The organism is Mycetohabitans sp. B46, assembly GCF_037389205.1.
GTDB lineage: Bacteria > Pseudomonadota > Gammaproteobacteria > Burkholderiales > Burkholderiaceae > Mycetohabitans.
Window position 1 is genome coordinate 36,486 of the sequence record NZ_JADBGL010000007.1, and the last position, 15,577, is coordinate 52,062.

Sequence of the window (15,577 nt, forward strand, 5' to 3'; positions counted from 1 at the left end):
ATATAGCGGCCCATCGGCCCGCCTCCGCTCCGCGGCCGACGACCGACGACCGACGGACAAGCGTGTTCAAGCACGCGAACGACACATGTCGATCCGAGGCTAGCTCACGTTTGCGCAGACGGCACCTTATCGCGTGGCATTGAGCTTGCGCCACAGTGTCGTCTTGCTGATACCCAACGCCTGGCATGCTGCATTGCGATCACCACCATGGGCCTTTAACGCGGCACGAATCTCGTCCGCCTCGATGTGGCGGCTACGTTCGCGCAGCGTCGAGGCGGGCACGACGGAGCCAGCCGGCGTGTCGAACAACTCGGGCGCGATCGTGCGGAGCATAGCCACGTTCAGCGAGACCTCATCACCGACCTCGGTATCAGCCAATTCGACCGCGATCCGCTCGATGACGTTCTGCAACTCGCGCACGTTGCCGGGCCACCAGTACGCGCACAGCGGCGCGGCCACCGGCGCCAGTATCCGGGTTGCCACGCTGGTATCTGGCACGCGCGCGGCCAGGCGGGGCTCGCGCCGCGCCGCCTGCAGCAGCCATTCCACCGCGAGCAGCATCACATCACCAGGACGCTCACGCAACGATGGTAGCGCAATGCTCAAGATATTCAGTCGATAATACAGATCGGCGCGGAATGTGCCCGACTTGATGCCGTTGGTCAACGCGCGGTGCGTGGCGGCGATCACGCGGATATCGACGCGCACCGGCTCGGTCGAGCCCAGACGCACCACTTCGCGCTCCTGGAGCACCCGCAGCAAACGGCTTTGCAGCGGCAACGGCATCTCGCCGATCTCGTCTAAGAATAAAGTGCCACGATGCGCGGCTTCGATCAGGCCCACCTTGCCCTTCTTGCGCGCGCCGGTGAAGGCGCCCTCTTCGTAGCCGAACAACTCGCTTTCGAGCAGCGCCTCCGGAAAGGCACCGCAGTTGATAGCCACGAACGCGAAATCGCGCCGTGCACTCAGGCGGTGGATGCTTTGGGCGACCATTTCCTTGCCGGTGCCACTTTCGCCGAGCACGAGCACGGTCGCGTCCGAGCGTGCATAACGACGCACCAGCGTACGCACGCGCTCGATGGGCGCGCATTCGCCGACCAGGTCATCCAGATCGTAACGGGCGGTAAATTGCCGCGCACGCGGCCGTGACCGCAACGTGCGATCCAGCCGTTCTACCGCGCGCGACTCTTGGAACGTCAACACGGTGCCGCCCTGCTCGCCGCCGGGGCCGGCGAGCGGGCCGCGATGCACGATATAGCTCACCCCGCGAATCACGCTGAGCGTATCGCCGTCGGCGTCGGGCAACGAGTCGGCCAAGTACGGCGCCAGATCCAGCAGCGGGCGCCCCGCCGCCTGCGAGGCGCCGATACCGAGGGCGTCAGACAGCCGTTGGTTCATCGCCTCGACGCGCCCTTCGGCATCGAGCGCCACCACCCCATCGCGCAGGTGCTGCAGCAGGTTGTCCAGCCGAGCGCGGCGCAGTGCCTCGGCACGCGTGGCCTGTGCGACTTCCAGCGCGGTATCGAAAGCGGCACGCACGCAGGCGCGAGAGTACAGAAATACCGCATGCATGCCGGCGCGAGTGGCAAGATCCGCGACCAGACCGGGTCCGACCACCGCGCCGATGCCACGCTCACGCAAATCCTGCACGCAGGCCTGCGCATCCTGCACCGACCGATACGAGCCGAGGACCACATCGGCGCCGTAGGCGTGCGTGAACTGCCGAACCTCGTCAGGAATATCGCCGTGCATGACCAGCGCGACCCATGCCGCGTCGCGTCGTGCCTGCGCCAGCGCATGCATCACGTCGAAACCGGTGGGATGGATCAGCACGACCGGCACGTTCACGCGCCCTTTCAGATACGCACCGTTCGATCCGCCGGCCACCACCACGTCCGGACGCATCGCCGTGCCGGCCACATTGATCTCATGCACCGCGTCTTCGAAACCGCGCGAGACTACGCGCAGTTGCGCACGCCCGTCATATTCGCGGGCAATGTCCAGGAACAAGTCACGCAATCGGCTTATTCCGATGGCCCACATTCGTGGGCGGGCAACCGCGTCTGGTTGTACGATGCTCAACGCCTATTACCCCTATTGTTGATACCACAAATGGGTGATATTGCATGATGTGAGTCTAATTTCAAAGATGAAATATTTAATTTCAATATTGAAACCAGAGTCACGACCGTCGAGCCCACGCAGTCCAAGAAATCAAGGCATCGATGCTTTCAACAGCCACTGGCTCGGAACTTGCTTAAACCCCGCTGTTTACTTGGAGCGACAATGACCCCCTCCCAATCCCCGCCCGCCAGCGCGGGTGCCAAGTTCCGCGCCGCCGTTGCTCAAGCCCAGCCACTGCAAGTCGTCGGCGCAATCACCGCCTATGCGGCGAAGATGGCCGAGGCTGTCGGCTTCAAGGCCGTCTATCTGTCCGGCGGCGGCGTCGCGGCGAACTCACTCGGCTTGCCAGACCTGGGCATCAGCACGATGGAAGACGTGCTGATCGATGCGCGTCGCATCACCGATGCCACCTCGCTGCCGCTGCTGGTCGACATCGATACCGGCTGGGGCGGCGCGTTCAACATTGCGCGCACCATCCGCTCATTCATCAAGGCGGGAGTGGCGGCCGTGCACCTCGAGGACCAGGTCGGTCAGAAACGCTGCGGTCACCGGCCAGGCAAGGAATGTGTGCCGACCAGCGAAATGGTCGACCGCGTGAAAGCGGCGGTCGACGCGCGCACCGACGAGCAGTTCGTCATCATGGCGCGTACCGATGCCGCCGCTGTCGAGGGCCTGGACGCCGCGATCGAACGAGCACTCGCCTATGTCGAAGCCGGCGCCGATATGATCTTTCCCGAGGCCATGCGCACGCTAGACGACTACCGTCGCTTCAAGGCCGCGGTCAAGGTGCCGATTCTGGCTAACCTGACCGAGTTTGGCTCGACCCCGCTGTTCACCGTTGACGAACTGCACGAAGCCAACGTGGATATCGCGCTGTACTGCTGCGGCGCCTATCGAGCAATGAACGCAGCGGCGTTGAACTTCTATCAGACCGTGCTGCGCGATGGCACGCAGAAGGCCGCTGTGCAAACCATGCAGACGCGCGCCGATCTGTATCACTACCTGAGCTATCACGCATACGAGCAGAAGCTCGACGCGCTGTTCGCTGCCAATAAGTAACGCTTGAGTGCGGAGACGAAGCCATGAGCGAAACAGACCACCATACGCCGGCAACGGGTGCTTTCAAGCCGAAGAAATCGGTCGCGCTGTCCGGTGTGGCCGCCGGCCATACCGCGCTGTGCACGGTCGGGCGCACCGGTAATGACTTGCACTATCGGGGCTACGATATCCTGGAGTTGGCCGGCGCATGCGAGTTCGAGGAAGTCGCCTACCTGCTGGTGCACGGCAAGCTGCCGACCGTGTCCGAGCTGACCGCCTACAAGGCCAAGCTCAACACAATGCGAGGGCTGCCGGCAAACGTCAAGGCAGTGCTCGAATCCATCCCGGCGTCGGCTCATCCAATGGACGTGATGCGCTCGGGTGTCTCCATGCTCGGTACCGTGCTGCCCGAAAAAGACGATCACAATTTGCCCGGCGCGCGACACATCGCGGACCGGCTAATGGCCTCGCTAGGTTCGATCCTGTTGTACTGGTACCACTACTCGCACAACGGCAAGCGCATCGACGTCGAAACGGATGACGACTCGATCGGCGGTCATTTCCTGCACCTACTGCACGGCAAGGTGCCAACGCGCTCCTGGGTCGACGCGATGCACGTGTCGCTGAACCTATACGCCGAGCACGAGTTCAACGCTTCAACGTTTACCAGCCGCGTGATCGCCGGCACGGGCTCGGACATTTACTCGGCGATCACCGGGGCAATCGGCGCGCTGCGTGGCCCGAAACACGGCGGCGCAAACGAAGTCGCGTTCGAGATCCAATCGCGCTACGCCACCCCCGACGAGGCTGAAGCGGACATCCGCCACCGCGTCGAGAACAAGGAAGTGGTGATCGGCTTTGGCCACCCCGTCTACACGATCTCCGATCCGCGCAATAAGGTGATCAAAGAAGTCGCCAGGAAGCTATCGAAGGAGGCGTCCAACACCAAGCTGTTCGACATTGCCGAGCGCTTGGAGACCGTGATGTGGGACATCAAGAAGATGTTTCCGAACCTGGACTGGTTCAGCGCGGTGTCGTATCACCTCATGGGCGTGCCCACCGCGATGTTCACGCCGCTGTTCGTGATCGCCCGCACCTCTGGCTGGGCCGCGCACATCATCGAGCAGCGGGTGGACAATAAGATCATCCGCCCGAGCGCCAACTATACCGGCCCGGAAAACCTGCCGTTCGTGCCGCTCGAGAAGCGGGTCTGATGCCGATGCATACCGCTTACAGAACACCCCTGCCAGGCACCGGCCTAGACTTCTTCGACGCGCGCGCCGCCGTCGATGCGCTAGCGCCGGGCGCCTACGACAGCCTGCCGTACACATCGCGGGTAATGGCCGAGAACCTGGTGCGCCGGTGCGATCCGGCCACGCTTGACGCGTCCCTATTGCAGCTCATCGAGCGTAAGCGCGAACTGGATTTCCCTTGGTATCCGGCGCGTGTCATCTGCCATGACATCCTGGGCCAGACCGCGTTCGTCGATCTGGCCGGGCTGCGCGACGCGATCGCGGCGCGTGGCGGCGATCCGTCACGGGTCAATCCGGTCGTGCCGACCCAGCTAGTGGTCGACCATTCCCTGGCAGTCGAATGCGGCGGCGATGACAAAGACGCGTTCGAGAAGAATCGCGCGATCGAGAATCGCCGCAACGAAGACCGCTTCGACTTTATCAACTGGACCAAGAAGGCATTTCGCAATGTCGCCGTGATCCCGCCCGGCAACGGGATCCTGCACCAAATCAACCTGGAGCGCATGAGCCCGGTCGTGCAGGTCAACAATGGCGTCGCCTTCCCGGACACGCTCGTCGGGACCGATTCGCATACGCCGATGGTTAATGCGCTGGGCGTCATCGCCGTTGGGGTCGGCGGGCTGGAGGCGGAAAGCGTGATGCTGGGACGCGCGTCGTGGATGCGTTTGCCGGATATCGTCGGCGTGAAGCTGCGCGGCAAGCCCCGAGCCGGCATCACCGCCACCGACATCGTGCTGGCTCTCACCGCGTTCCTGCGTCAAAAAAAGGTCGTGTCGGCCTACCTCGAGTTCTATGGCGAGGGCGCGGTCAGCCTAACACTCGGTGACCGCGCAACGATCTCGAACATGGCGCCCGAGTTCGGCGCCACCGCGGCCATGTTCTATATCGACGAGCAAACGATTAAGTACCTACGGTTGACCGGTCGCAGCGACGAACTGATTGCGCTGGTTGAGCAATATGCGAAGCGCGCCGGTCTTTGGGCTGACACGCTGACACACGTGCAATATGAACGTGTGCTCGAGTTCGACCTATCGACCGTGGTACGCAATCTCGCCGGTCCGTCTAATCCGCACAAGTGCGTGCCCACCTCAGAACTAGCCGCACGCGGCATCAGCGGCATCAGCGGCAAGGTCGAGCATACGCCCGACCGCATGCCTGACGGCGCGGTGATTATCGCGGCCATCACCAGTTGCACCAATACCAGCAACCCGCGCAACATGATTGCCGCGGGTCTGCTGGCACGCAACGCGAATCGGCGAGGGCTGACCCGCAAGCCGTGGGTGAAAGGCTCACTGGCTCCCGGCTCAAAGGCCGTCACGCTATACCTGCAGGACGCGCAGCTGCTGCCGGAACTGGAGCAATTGGGTTTTGGTATCGTCGCCTATGCCTGTACATCGTGCAACGGCATGTCCGGCGCGCTCGACCCGATTATCCAAAAGGAAATCGTCGAGCGCAACTTGTATGCAACTGCAGTGTTGTCCGGCAATCGGAACTTCGACGGGCGGATCCACCCGCATGCGAAGCAAGCGTTCCTTGCCTCGCCGCCGCTGGTGGTGGCGTACGCGATCGCCGGCACGATCCGTTTCGATATTGAGCGCGACGTACTCGGCCTCGACGGCGATGGTCACCCGGTCACACTGCATGACATCTGGCCCAGCGATGACGAGATCGACGCGCTGGTTGCAGCTAGTGTCAAACCGGAGCACTTTCTCAAGGTGTACAAACCGATGTTCGCGCTCAGCGTTGACGCGGGTCCGCAGGCCAGCCCGCTGTACGACTGGCGTGAGCGCAGCACCTACATTCGCCGTCCGCCGTACTGGGAGGGTGCGCTCGCCGGGGAGCGCACGTTGCGCGGCATGCGCCCGCTCGCGGTGCTCGGCGACAACATCACCACCGATCACCTCTCGCCCTCCAACGCGATCCTGGCTGATAGCGCCGCCGGCGAGTATCTCGCCAAGATGGGCCTACCGGAAGAAGACTTCAACTCGTACGCAACCCACCGCGGCGACCACCTGACCGCCCAACGCGCGACGTTCGCGAACCCAATGCTGAAAAACGAGATGGCCTTGGAAAACGGCGCGGTCAAGACGGGTTCGCTCGCGCGCGTCGAGCCAGAGGGTAAAGTCATGCGCATGTGGGAGGCCATTGAAATCTACATGGCGCGCAAGCAACCGCTGATCGTCATTGCTGGCGCGGACTACGGGCAAGGCTCGTCGCGCGACTGGGCCGCCAAGGGCGTGCGGCTGGCCGGCGTCGAGGCCATCGTCGCGGAAGGCTTCGAGCGCATCCACCGCACCAACCTGATCGGCATGGGCGTGCTGCCGCTGGAGTTCAAGTCCGGCGTCAACCGCATCACGCTGGGCATCGACGGTACTGAGACCTTCGATGTGATCGGCGCGCGCAAGCCGGGTGCCGATCTCACGCTGGTAATCCATCGCCGTGACAGCGGGCGCGTCGATGTCCCGGTCACCTGCCGGCTCGACACGGCCGAGGAGGTCTCGATCTACGAAGCAGGTGGCATGCTGCAGCGTTTTGCGCAGGACTTTCTCGAATCGGCGAAAACGGCCGCGTGACGGAGCAACACGCTGATGATTCACTCATCCCAAATCAAGGTCCCCGCCACCTACATGCGCGGTGGGACCAGCAAGGGCGTGTTCTTCCGGCTGCAGGACCTGCCCGGCGCCGCGCAGCAACCCGGTGCGGTGCGCGACGCGCTGCTGCTGCGCGTGATCGGCAGTCCCGACCCGTACGGCAAGCAGATCGACGGCATGGGCGGGGCCACGTCGAGCACCAGCAAGACCGTGATTTTGTCCCGCAGTGAGCGCCCCGACCATGACGTGGACTATTTGTTCGGGCAGGTCGCGATCGACCGCCCGTTCATCGACTGGAGCGGCAACTGCGGCAACTTGTCGGCGGCCGTGGGACCGTTTGCGATCAGCCACGGCCTGGTCGAAGCGTCGCGCATCCCGCGCGACGGTATCGCCACCGTACGGATCTGGCAGGCGAATATCGGTAAGACCATCATCGCGCATGTGCCCATCACGGACGGCGCGGTGCAGGAGACCGGTGACTTTGAACTCGATGGCGTAACCTTCCCGGCCGCGGAAGTGCCACTCGAGTTCATGGACCCATCCGCCGGCGACGAAGGCGGCGGCTCGATGTTCCCGACCGGCAACCTCGTGGACGAACTGGACATTCCGGGTATCGGCGTGCTGCAAGCGACGATGATTCATGCCGGTATCCCGACGATCTTTGTCGAGGCCGAGGCGCTCGGCTACAACGGCACGGAGTTGCAAGACGCGATCAACGACGACGCAGGCGCGTTGGCTAGGCTTGAGACCGTCCGCGCCCATGGCGCATTGCGCATGGGACTCATCTCGTCCATTGATGAAATCGCGATGCGGCAGCACACGCCGAAGCTGGCGTTCGTGGCGCGGCCAGCCGACTACGTCGCCTCCAATGGCAAGCGGGTCGCCGCGTCCGACATCGACCTGCTGGTGCGTGCGATGTCGATGGGCAAGCTACATCACGCGATGATGGGCACGGCCGCCGTCGCGATCGGTGCGGCGGCGGCTGTGTCCGGCACGCTGGTCAACTACGCGGCAGGCGGCGGCGAGCGCCACGCAGTGCGTTTTGGGCACCCGTCCGGCACGCTGCGCGTCGGCGCCGAGGCGAGCCGCGTCAACGGCGAATGGATCGTGACCAAGGCGTTGATGAGCCGCAGCGCACGCGTGCTCATGGAAGGCTCGGTGCGCGTGCCGGCCGATACGCTGCTGCTGCGCTAGTGCGGCGCAGGCCTGTCCGGATTATGCGCCAGCGGGCTGCCGGGCGGCACGGGTTCCGGATCGCTCTGCGGCAGTAGCGAAGGCTGCGAATCGGCGTCCGGGAACGGAACGTCGGGGCCTACCTCAGGTACCGAATCTGTCAGTACGTGGCACGCAGCACGTGACACGTGCCACGCGAATTGCGGACTGCGACACGCTGCCTGAAACATGGGCCGTGCTGTCTACCACAGCAACGTGCAGCACGGCGCCCGTGCGCCGGCCGCACCCAAATAATCGGATTGACGACACTAGCCATGCCGCTCGCGTTGGCAGCGACGGTATCGCGCCGCGCCGGCGTGCGCTGAACGCCAGCCCGGACGCCGGACTGCCAGCAACTCGCGATGCGTCAGCGCTGCGCGTCGCAGAAGATCGCCGTCACGAGTGGGCCGACATGATGGACAATCGCCGGACTGCCAGCATGTTCGGCGCGGGCCTTGACCCGCTGGGTAGTGCCCATTACCACGACGCCATAGGCCGAGTCGCCGATGGGCTTGCCCCGACCTTGCCGGAACAAGGGATCGTCCTTCTGGTAGCCGACGACCGCAATCACCGAAAATCCGAAGGCGCGCAAGTCCGCGCCGCGTACCGGAAAGAACGCATTGACCGAGTTGTCTTCGACGCGTGATGCCTTCGGGCCGATCAAGCCCTCGTCCACCAGCGGCGCAATGAAATCATGGGCACGCAACTGGCACGCCAGCGCAGCATCGAGCGAGCGGCTGGCCATGCGTGTGCCGTCGGCCATGTCCGCGCAAGCCTGACCGCATAGCGTGGCGAAGGCCACGCCGGCGAATAGGATGCGGTAGGCAAGTAAGCGCATGGTTTTGATCAGTAAATAGTGCGCATGCCACGCATTTATAAAGGTGTGCAGTTTACTCGAACCGATACCTTACCGCATCCCGCCCGCCGGTATTACGGCTGACGGTCAAGTTATCGCGCCGGCTCTGCGCAAGCGCAGCGTGGGCGCACGCTACATCGGTGGGCACCGCGCCCCACGCGAACGAATGAGGCGCCGCCGCGCATGCCGAGCCTGCGGGGCCAGCAGCGCCACTGCGTAAGCAGCAGGACGGGGACCATGCGGCGCGAGCCCATGCGAACGGGGCACACCCCTCGCGCAAATGCCGCGTCGTCAGTGCGCCAGCCCACGAAACCGCCCACCACGCGGGGCAGTCCAATCGGTCGGCATGACGGAGGAATTCATGAAAAAAGCAATCATCGTCGCACTATCGGTCGCGGCCGCAGGCTGTTCATCCCAGAATCAGGTCAGCTCGCAGACGATGGCGCAAGCCGTCGCGCCGCTCAGCTGCACGCGCAAGGTGCAGTGCGATGCGTGGTGGCAGCGTGCCCAGGTCTGGATATCCGAGCATAGCGCATATCGAATCGCGACCATCACCGACTCGGTCATCCAGACAGAGGGTCCGTCGGTCACGCGTCGCGATCTCGCCTATGTGATCACGAAAACGCCGAACAACGATGGCTCGGCGACTATCGGTTTTTCCGCGCAGTGCAGCAATATGCTGGGATGCCTGCCGAATCCGTGGGAGGCTGGCGCAAATTTTAAGCAGTTCATACGGTACGGACGCGCGATGCAGCCAGCGACGCACAGTGACACACCTGGCGCCAGCGCGGCGGCGCCGATCCGCACCGCCCCTGCCACGCCGGTGTTGCCACCTCCGCCCATGCCCGCTGCGCCACCAGCCGCATGGGGCGCACCCGATGCCGGGTTGCCGACGCGCACCATCCAGTAACGGCAGCCTGTCCCGGCGCCACCCAGCGCCCGTAGCGCCGCACACGCGTGCCCGCCGATACCGTGTTCTATACTTGTGGGTAACAGACATTTCTTGTGGTTAACACGCATCTTGTTGGCGCCCCACGATCCACGCGGGCGGCGCATTCAATCCCGCCGCGGGCCCGCACCGCGCCGGCGCAAGGAGGGCACCTGATGGCTACCGTTGCACAAATCCTGAAGAGCAAGCCGGACACGACCGTGCACACGATCGACGCGTCCGCACTGGTCTACGATGCAATGAAGCGCATGGCCGAGAAGCAGATCGGCGCGCTGGTCGTGACCGAGAACGGCAAGATTGTCGGCATCGTCACCGAGCGCGACTACGCACGCAAGATCGTGTTGATGGACCGCTCGTCAAAAGCCACGCCGGTGCGTGACATCATGACTCGCGACGTCCGTTACGTGCGGCCGGAGGACAATGCGCAAAGCTGCATGGCGCTGGTTACCGAGCGGCGCATGCGGCACCTGCCTGTCATTGACGAGGGGCGGCTCGTCGGCATGATCTCGATCGGCGATCTGGTCAAGCACATCATCTCAGACCAGGCGTTCACGATCCAGCAGTTGGAGTTCTACATCCGCGGCGAGCACGCGTAGACTCACGCGCGCCGTCCGGCTTGCGACAGTGCCCATCGCGCGACCGCGTATCGGTGCGCCCGTGCGCCGCAGCAGTGTGCGCGTCCGCACATAAAACACTGACGCTCCTCTCTAAGATCGGCTAATTCACGCACTGTCACAACCGAGACCATGAGCGCCAGATCAAAAACGCCCCATGGCGTGGCGCTGGGCTTCACCAGACGGGGAGCGGCGCGCAGCGGCAAGCATGTGCGCAATACACGCAGGATCGAGCCCCGGCTGGGGCCGGCCAAGACCCGCGCCGCCAATCCCCGCTCGCTTGCCGACTCGCCGGCAAGCGACGAGGATGCCTGCCACGCACGACAGCACGCGGCCGAACCCGTGTACGCCACGGCACGCTCGTTCGATACCGCGCCGCCATCGTTCGTTACACCACCGTGGACTGGCTTGCAGCGTGCTCCGCTCGCGCGACGTCACACGGCCGCACTCGCCGCCTTGCTGGCGCTAGGCGCCGGCGCTTTGGGGGTGACGCTCAGCCAGCTCTACCAGGACAGGGCGCCGTCCGAGCCGCGCCGGTATGCCGAGGCCATGAGTCGCGAGGCGCCGACGCAATCCGACGCGAGCGCTAGCACCGTGCCATTGTTTGATGTCACTGCGCTCGCCAGCCATACCGAGCACTTGAGCGCGCAAGCGCCGCAGCACGCCATCATGCCACCGCTGAGCCTACCGCCGTCGCCGCAAGCGCGCGCGCCAGCATCCAATACCGCGTCGCTCGCGAGCATACAGCCAGCGCGTGGCGACAACCCGGCGAGCATGGGTGCGGGCACCGTGCAGCGCGGCCTGCCGAGCACCTTCCATGCGAGGACACGCAAGGCCATTGCTTCAACCGCGCAAGACACCGACGGGCACACCGCATTGGTCACTGCGCACGCCGGCCTCCAGGCAACCGAGCCGCTTTCCATCCCACACGAGGTGGCACATCCCGCGCAACATGCGGTGGCCACCGCTGCGCCGGCCGAACCGAGGCAGCCGGGAGCCGACACGCCGGGCGTATCTCGTGCCGACGCACGCGCGGCAACCGACGCTTTGACGCAGGACGCGGTCACGCCACTGCCGCCGGAAGCCGCTCGCGTCGACCCGACTCAGCCGCCGGTCGTCTATGGTGGGCACACCGCCCCCTCGGCCGCCGCGGCCGTGCCCCGCCCGACGACGACCACCGTGCCGTATGCCGCCGAGGCAACCAGTCCGCATGTCCCGCCCTCCGCCGCCGAGGCCACCGCGGCATTGACGGCCAAGGCCATCGCGCTGCCGCAAGCGGTCCGGCTCGCCGCCACGGCAACTCGTCCGGCGCTCGCGCAGCCACCTGCCGACACTGGCGCTCCGGCTTCAATTGATGATGAACCAGCGGCGCCAATCGACGATCAATAGCTACGGCCTGCTACACGGGCAGCCGCTCGCGCTGCACCCCAAAGCCGCGCGGCATCGGTGTATCGGCACATCACCGCGCGCCGCCCCCAGGATACCGGCAGCGTTCGGCAATCCACGATAAAGTAGCGTCAAACGCATCGGTGCACATGCGCCTGCCGGTACATCCGCAATGTGCGCTGATACGCCGCTCACGAAATCGCACGGCTGCTCGAACACGTCAGGACAACAGCCGGTGCGCTCGGCCGATTGCGTCGGCGACCATGACATCTATTACCGTACCGCTCATGCCGAGTGCCGTACTGGCGCCAACACACCTTCACCATTCGCGGCGCTGACGATTGCCACGCGCAGCGCATCCGCCTGCGGCAGCACGTGATGGGCAAAGCAATGCGCAGTCGCGATCTTCGCGTCGCAGAAAGCCGGATCCTGTGCCCGTGTAGCATGCGCCGCAAGCATCGCGCGCGCGAGCTGCCACCCGCACAGCACGATGCCGCATAGCTTCAGGTACGGCACACTGCCGGCATAGACCGCATTCGGATCCGTCTTCGCGTGACGCAGCACAAATTCGATCGACTCGGCCAGCGCGGCGCGCGCCGCCGCCAGGCGCTCGCGCATCGCGGCGAATACCGGCGCCTCGTGATGGACCAGCTCACGCTCGGTGAGCACAATCTGCTCGCACAGCCCACGAGCAACCGCGCCGCCATCGTACACGGTCTTGCGGCCCACCAGATCGTTCGCCTGAATAGCGGTCGTGCCTTCGTAAATCGGCAGAATGCGCGCATCACGGTAATGCTGCGCGGCGCCGGTTTCTTCGATGAAGCCCATGCCGCCGTGGACCTGCACGCCCATGCTGGCAACCTCAACCGACAACTCCGTGCTCCAGCCTTTGACGATCGGCACCAGGAACTCATAGCGCCGAGCGTATTGCTGTCGCACCGAAGCGTCCGGATGCCGATGCGCGATATCGCAGGCGGACGCGGCAAAGTAGTTCAGCGAGCGGGCGCCCTCGGTCAATGCGCGCATCGTCATCAGCATCCGCTTGACATCCGGATGCTGGTCGATCGGCACCGCCTGCTTGGCCGAGCCATCGACCGGGCGGCTCTGCACACGCTCGGCCGCATACGCAGCGGCCTGTTGATAGGCGCGCTCAGCAATCGCCACGCCCTGCATGCCGGCCGAGAACCGTGCCGAGTTCATCATGATGAACATGTATTCCAGGCCACGGTTTTCCTCGCCGACCAACTCGCCAATCGCCCCGCCGTGGTCGCCGAACTGCAGCACCGCGGTCGGGCTCGCCTTGATACCGAGCTTGTGCTCGATCGACACGCAATCCACGTCGTTGCGCGTGCCTGACGCGCCGTCACTGTCAAGCAGGAACTTCGGCACGATGAACAGCGAAATGCCCTTGACGCCCGGCGGCGCCTCAGGTGTGCGGGCCAGCACGAGATGGACGATGTTGTCCGCCATGTCATGCTCGCCGTAGGTGATGAAGATCTTCGTGCCAAACAGCTTATAGGTGCCGTCCGCCTGGCGTTCCGCGCGCGTGCGCACCAGCGACAGGTCCGAGCCGGCCTGCGGCTCGGTCAAGTTCATCGTGCCGGTCCATTCGCCGGCGATCAACTTGGGCAGGTAACGCGCCTTCTGCCCGTCGCTGCCGGCGGTCAGCAACGCCTCGATCGCGCCATCGGTCAACAACGGGCAAAGCGCCCACGACAAGTTCGCCGCATTGATCATCTCGTTGCATGCGGTCGCAATGAGCTTGGGCAAGCCCTGTCCGCCAAACTCAGGCGGATGCACGACGGCCTGCCAGCCACCTTGCGTAAATTGGCGATAGGCCTGTTTGAACCCCGGCGGCGTCGTGACCGTCCTGTCGGCCCATGTGGACGGCTGGGTATCCCCGGTACGGTTCAGCGGCGCAAGCACCTGCTCGGCGAATTTCGCGGCTTCCTCGAGCACGGCTTGTGCGGTTTCGAGCGTCGCATCCTCATAGCCGGGTAGGCGGCTAACCGCATCAATGTCCGCCAACGCGTTCATCGTGAACAACATATCTTTGACCGGTGCACGATAGCTCATCGCTTAGCTCCTCAAACGTCGCAGCGTTATTCACCGAAAACGCACGGCCTGCCGCTACTTTGCCACTGTACGCGCCGATACGCGCGCGGCACCCGGCTTCGCGAGCAGCGCACGCGGGATACCCGAGCACTCGGCAAGCCGGGCGACAGCGTGCGGATCCGCGCCGGCAAGAAAGCCGTTTACCAGCGAGATCGGCACGGTGGCAACCAGCGGATTCGCGGCATCGAACATGTGACGGGCCGGAATCAGCACGGCGACAACGGCATGCCGGATCGATATTGTGTCACAAGCATCATGACGGAGTGCCCCCTCGCCTAACCCCTGCGATAATGCCAGTTTCCCCCCGATATTGTTTCCAGGAGAAACGAAGTGACCGACCAGTCATCTCTTTCATCGAGCGGGACGCCACGGCGCGTTGCGTTTCTTGGGCTCGGCGTGATGGGCTACCCGATGGCCGGCCATCTCGCCAAGGCCGGGCTGGACGTGACGGTGTACAACCGCACGGCGGTCAAAGCGCAGCAATGGGTGGCTAAATACGGTGGCCGGTCGGCGACCACGCCCCGCGAGGCCGCACACGGCGCTGACATTGTGCTCGCCTGCGTGGGCAACGACGGTGACTTACGCAGCGTGACGCTGGGCAGACAAGGTGCGTTCGCCGGCATGCTGCGCGACGCGGTATTCGTTGACCATACCACCGCTTCGGCCAATGTCGCCAGGGCGCTGTTCTCAATCGCCCGCGAGCAAGGCCTGCATTTCATCGACGCGCCGGTATCGGGCGGACAAGCTGGCGCTCAGAACGGCAAGCTGACGATCATGTGCGGCGGCGACGCCACAGTGTTCGAGCGCGTCGCGCCCACGTTGCGGCACTATGGCGTCGCGGTTACGCTGCTCGGTGAATCGGGCGCAGGCCAGTTGACCAAAATGGTCAACCAGATCGCAATTGCCGGCATCGTACAGGGGCTGTCAGAGGCCATTCACTTCGGGCAACGCGCCGGGCTGGACATGCCGCGCGTGCTCGAAGTCATCGGCAAAGGCGCGGCCGCGAGTTGGCAAATGGACAACCGCGGCAGCACGATGATCGAAGGCCGCTTCGATTTTGGCTTCGCGGTCGACTGGATGCGCAAGGATCTGGCGATCTGCCTGGATGAGGCCAAACGCAATGGCACATCGCTGCCCGTTACCGCGCTGGTTGATCAGTTCTACGGCGATGTTCAGGCGCTCGGCGGGCGACGCTACGACACGTCGAGCCTGATCGTGCGATTGCGCAAGCTCAGCGCGTAACGCTTGATACGCGCGAGCGCCGCGACCAGGTCGGCATTGCCGACCATGGCGCCAATGCGCTAGCTCGCCATGTTGTAGCTTTTGGACAACGTGAACAACTCGACCGCGATGTCCTTCGCACCGGGCACCTACATGATTGATGGCGCCTTCCAACCGTCGAACACACGATCTACGTAGGCCCGGTCACCACGCTGTTA

At 64.4% G+C, this 15,577-nt stretch carries 11 protein-coding genes and 2 pseudogenes; 8 read left to right on the forward strand and 5 right to left on the reverse strand.

Features of this window, described 5'->3' with window-relative positions:
* Positions 1-126: 126 nt before the first annotated feature.
* Positions 127-2,043 (reverse strand): propionate catabolism operon regulatory protein PrpR, encoded by a 1,917-nt coding sequence (prpR, locus tag IHE30_RS09260; protein ID WP_337690286.1) that lies wholly within the window; start codon positions 2,041-2,043, stop codon positions 127-129.
* Positions 2,044-2,286: 243 nt separating this feature from the next.
* Here prpR and prpB point away from each other — a divergent pair, with 243 nt between their 5' ends.
* From prpB to prpF, 4 genes are read left to right on the forward strand one after another with little or no spacing between them, the layout of a single operon-like run.
* On the forward strand, positions 2,287-3,183 hold the full coding sequence (gene prpB, locus IHE30_RS09265) for a methylisocitrate lyase (protein WP_337690071.1): 897 nt from the start codon (positions 2,287-2,289) through the stop codon (positions 3,181-3,183).
* Positions 3,184-3,206: 23 nt separating this feature from the next.
* Positions 3,207-4,376, forward strand: coding sequence for a bifunctional 2-methylcitrate synthase/citrate synthase (prpC, locus tag IHE30_RS09270; RefSeq protein ID WP_337690073.1), 1,170 nt, complete (start codon positions 3,207-3,209; stop codon positions 4,374-4,376).
* A 5-nt stretch (positions 4,377-4,381) separates the two neighbouring features.
* Positions 4,382-6,988 carry a Fe/S-dependent 2-methylisocitrate dehydratase AcnD gene (gene acnD, locus IHE30_RS09275; RefSeq protein ID WP_337690074.1) on the forward strand — a complete coding sequence of 869 codons (2,607 nt, stop codon included), beginning with the start codon at positions 4,382-4,384 and terminating at the stop codon, positions 6,986-6,988.
* 15 nt (positions 6,989-7,003) lie between these two features.
* Positions 7,004-8,200: a 2-methylaconitate cis-trans isomerase PrpF gene (prpF, locus tag IHE30_RS09280; protein ID WP_337690077.1), complete on the forward strand. Its 1,197-nt coding sequence runs from the start codon at positions 7,004-7,006 to the stop codon at positions 8,198-8,200.
* A gap of 385 nt (positions 8,201-8,585) precedes the next feature.
* On the opposite strand, the gene IHE30_RS09285 is transcribed toward prpF, so the two are convergent.
* Complete coding sequence (locus IHE30_RS09285; RefSeq protein WP_443193634.1) at positions 8,586-9,056, reverse strand: hypothetical protein; 471 nt, start codon at positions 9,054-9,056, stop codon at positions 8,586-8,588.
* A 379-nt stretch (positions 9,057-9,435) separates the two neighbouring features.
* On the opposite strand from IHE30_RS09285, the gene IHE30_RS09290 reads away from it, so the two are divergent.
* The 3 genes from IHE30_RS09290 (at position 9,436) to IHE30_RS09300 (ending at position 12,026) form a co-directional block, all read left to right on the forward strand.
* Positions 9,436-9,984 (forward strand): hypothetical protein, encoded by a 549-nt coding sequence (locus IHE30_RS09290; RefSeq protein ID WP_337690078.1) that lies wholly within the window; start codon positions 9,436-9,438, stop codon positions 9,982-9,984.
* A gap of 194 nt (positions 9,985-10,178) precedes the next feature.
* Positions 10,179-10,619 (forward strand): CBS domain-containing protein, encoded by a 441-nt coding sequence (locus tag IHE30_RS09295; protein ID WP_337690079.1) that lies wholly within the window; start codon positions 10,179-10,181, stop codon positions 10,617-10,619.
* 150 nt (positions 10,620-10,769) lie between these two features.
* Positions 10,770-12,026, forward strand: coding sequence for a hypothetical protein (locus IHE30_RS09300; RefSeq protein WP_337690080.1), 1,257 nt, complete (start codon positions 10,770-10,772; stop codon positions 12,024-12,026).
* Positions 12,027-12,308: 282 nt separating this feature from the next.
* On the opposite strand, the gene IHE30_RS09305 is transcribed toward IHE30_RS09300, so the two are convergent.
* Together IHE30_RS09305 and IHE30_RS09310 are read right to left on the reverse strand one after the other, a co-directional pair.
* Positions 12,309-14,099, reverse strand: coding sequence for an acyl-CoA dehydrogenase (locus IHE30_RS09305; RefSeq protein ID WP_337690082.1), 1,791 nt, complete (start codon positions 14,097-14,099; stop codon positions 12,309-12,311).
* 87 nt (positions 14,100-14,186) lie between these two features.
* Positions 14,187-14,330: pseudogene (locus IHE30_RS09310) on the reverse strand (AraC family transcriptional regulator); the annotation flags it as partial.
* 138 nt (positions 14,331-14,468) lie between these two features.
* On the opposite strand from IHE30_RS09310, the gene IHE30_RS09315 reads away from it, so the two are divergent.
* A complete protein-coding gene (locus IHE30_RS09315; protein WP_337690086.1) occupies positions 14,469-15,380 on the forward strand; it encodes an NAD(P)-dependent oxidoreductase in 912 nt (303 codons plus the stop codon).
* Here the strand turns inward: IHE30_RS09315 and IHE30_RS09320 are convergent.
* Positions 15,377-15,565: pseudogene (locus IHE30_RS09320) on the reverse strand (aminotransferase class I/II-fold pyridoxal phosphate-dependent enzyme); the annotation flags it as partial. The gene IHE30_RS09315 and the pseudogene IHE30_RS09320 sit on opposite strands and share 4 nt — an antisense overlap.
* Positions 15,566-15,577 lie beyond the last annotated feature (12 nt).

Bases quoted from the DNA above. Each gene is read 5' to 3' on its own strand.
- IHE30_RS09300 (WP_337690080.1), top strand. From the start codon at position 10,770: ATGAGCGCCAGATCAAAAACGCCCCATGGCGTGGCGCTGGGCTTCACC.
- IHE30_RS09305 (WP_337690082.1), bottom strand. From the start codon at position 14,099: ATGAGCTATCGTGCACCGGTCAAAGATATGTTGTTCACGATGAACGCG.
- prpC (WP_337690073.1), top strand. From the start codon at position 3,207: ATGAGCGAAACAGACCACCATACGCCGGCAACGGGTGCTTTCAAGCCG.
- IHE30_RS09285 (WP_443193634.1), bottom strand. From the start codon at position 9,056: ATGCGCTTACTTGCCTACCGCATCCTATTCGCCGGCGTGGCCTTCGCC.
- IHE30_RS09290 (WP_337690078.1), top strand. From the start codon at position 9,436: ATGAAAAAAGCAATCATCGTCGCACTATCGGTCGCGGCCGCAGGCTGT.
- prpF (WP_337690077.1), top strand. From the start codon at position 7,004: ATGATTCACTCATCCCAAATCAAGGTCCCCGCCACCTACATGCGCGGT.
- IHE30_RS09295 (WP_337690079.1), top strand. From the start codon at position 10,179: ATGGCTACCGTTGCACAAATCCTGAAGAGCAAGCCGGACACGACCGTG.
- acnD (WP_337690074.1), top strand. From the start codon at position 4,382: ATGCATACCGCTTACAGAACACCCCTGCCAGGCACCGGCCTAGACTTC.
- prpR (WP_337690286.1), bottom strand. From the start codon at position 2,043: ATGTGGGCCATCGGAATAAGCCGATTGCGTGACTTGTTCCTGGACATT.
- prpB (WP_337690071.1), top strand. From the start codon at position 2,287: ATGACCCCCTCCCAATCCCCGCCCGCCAGCGCGGGTGCCAAGTTCCGC.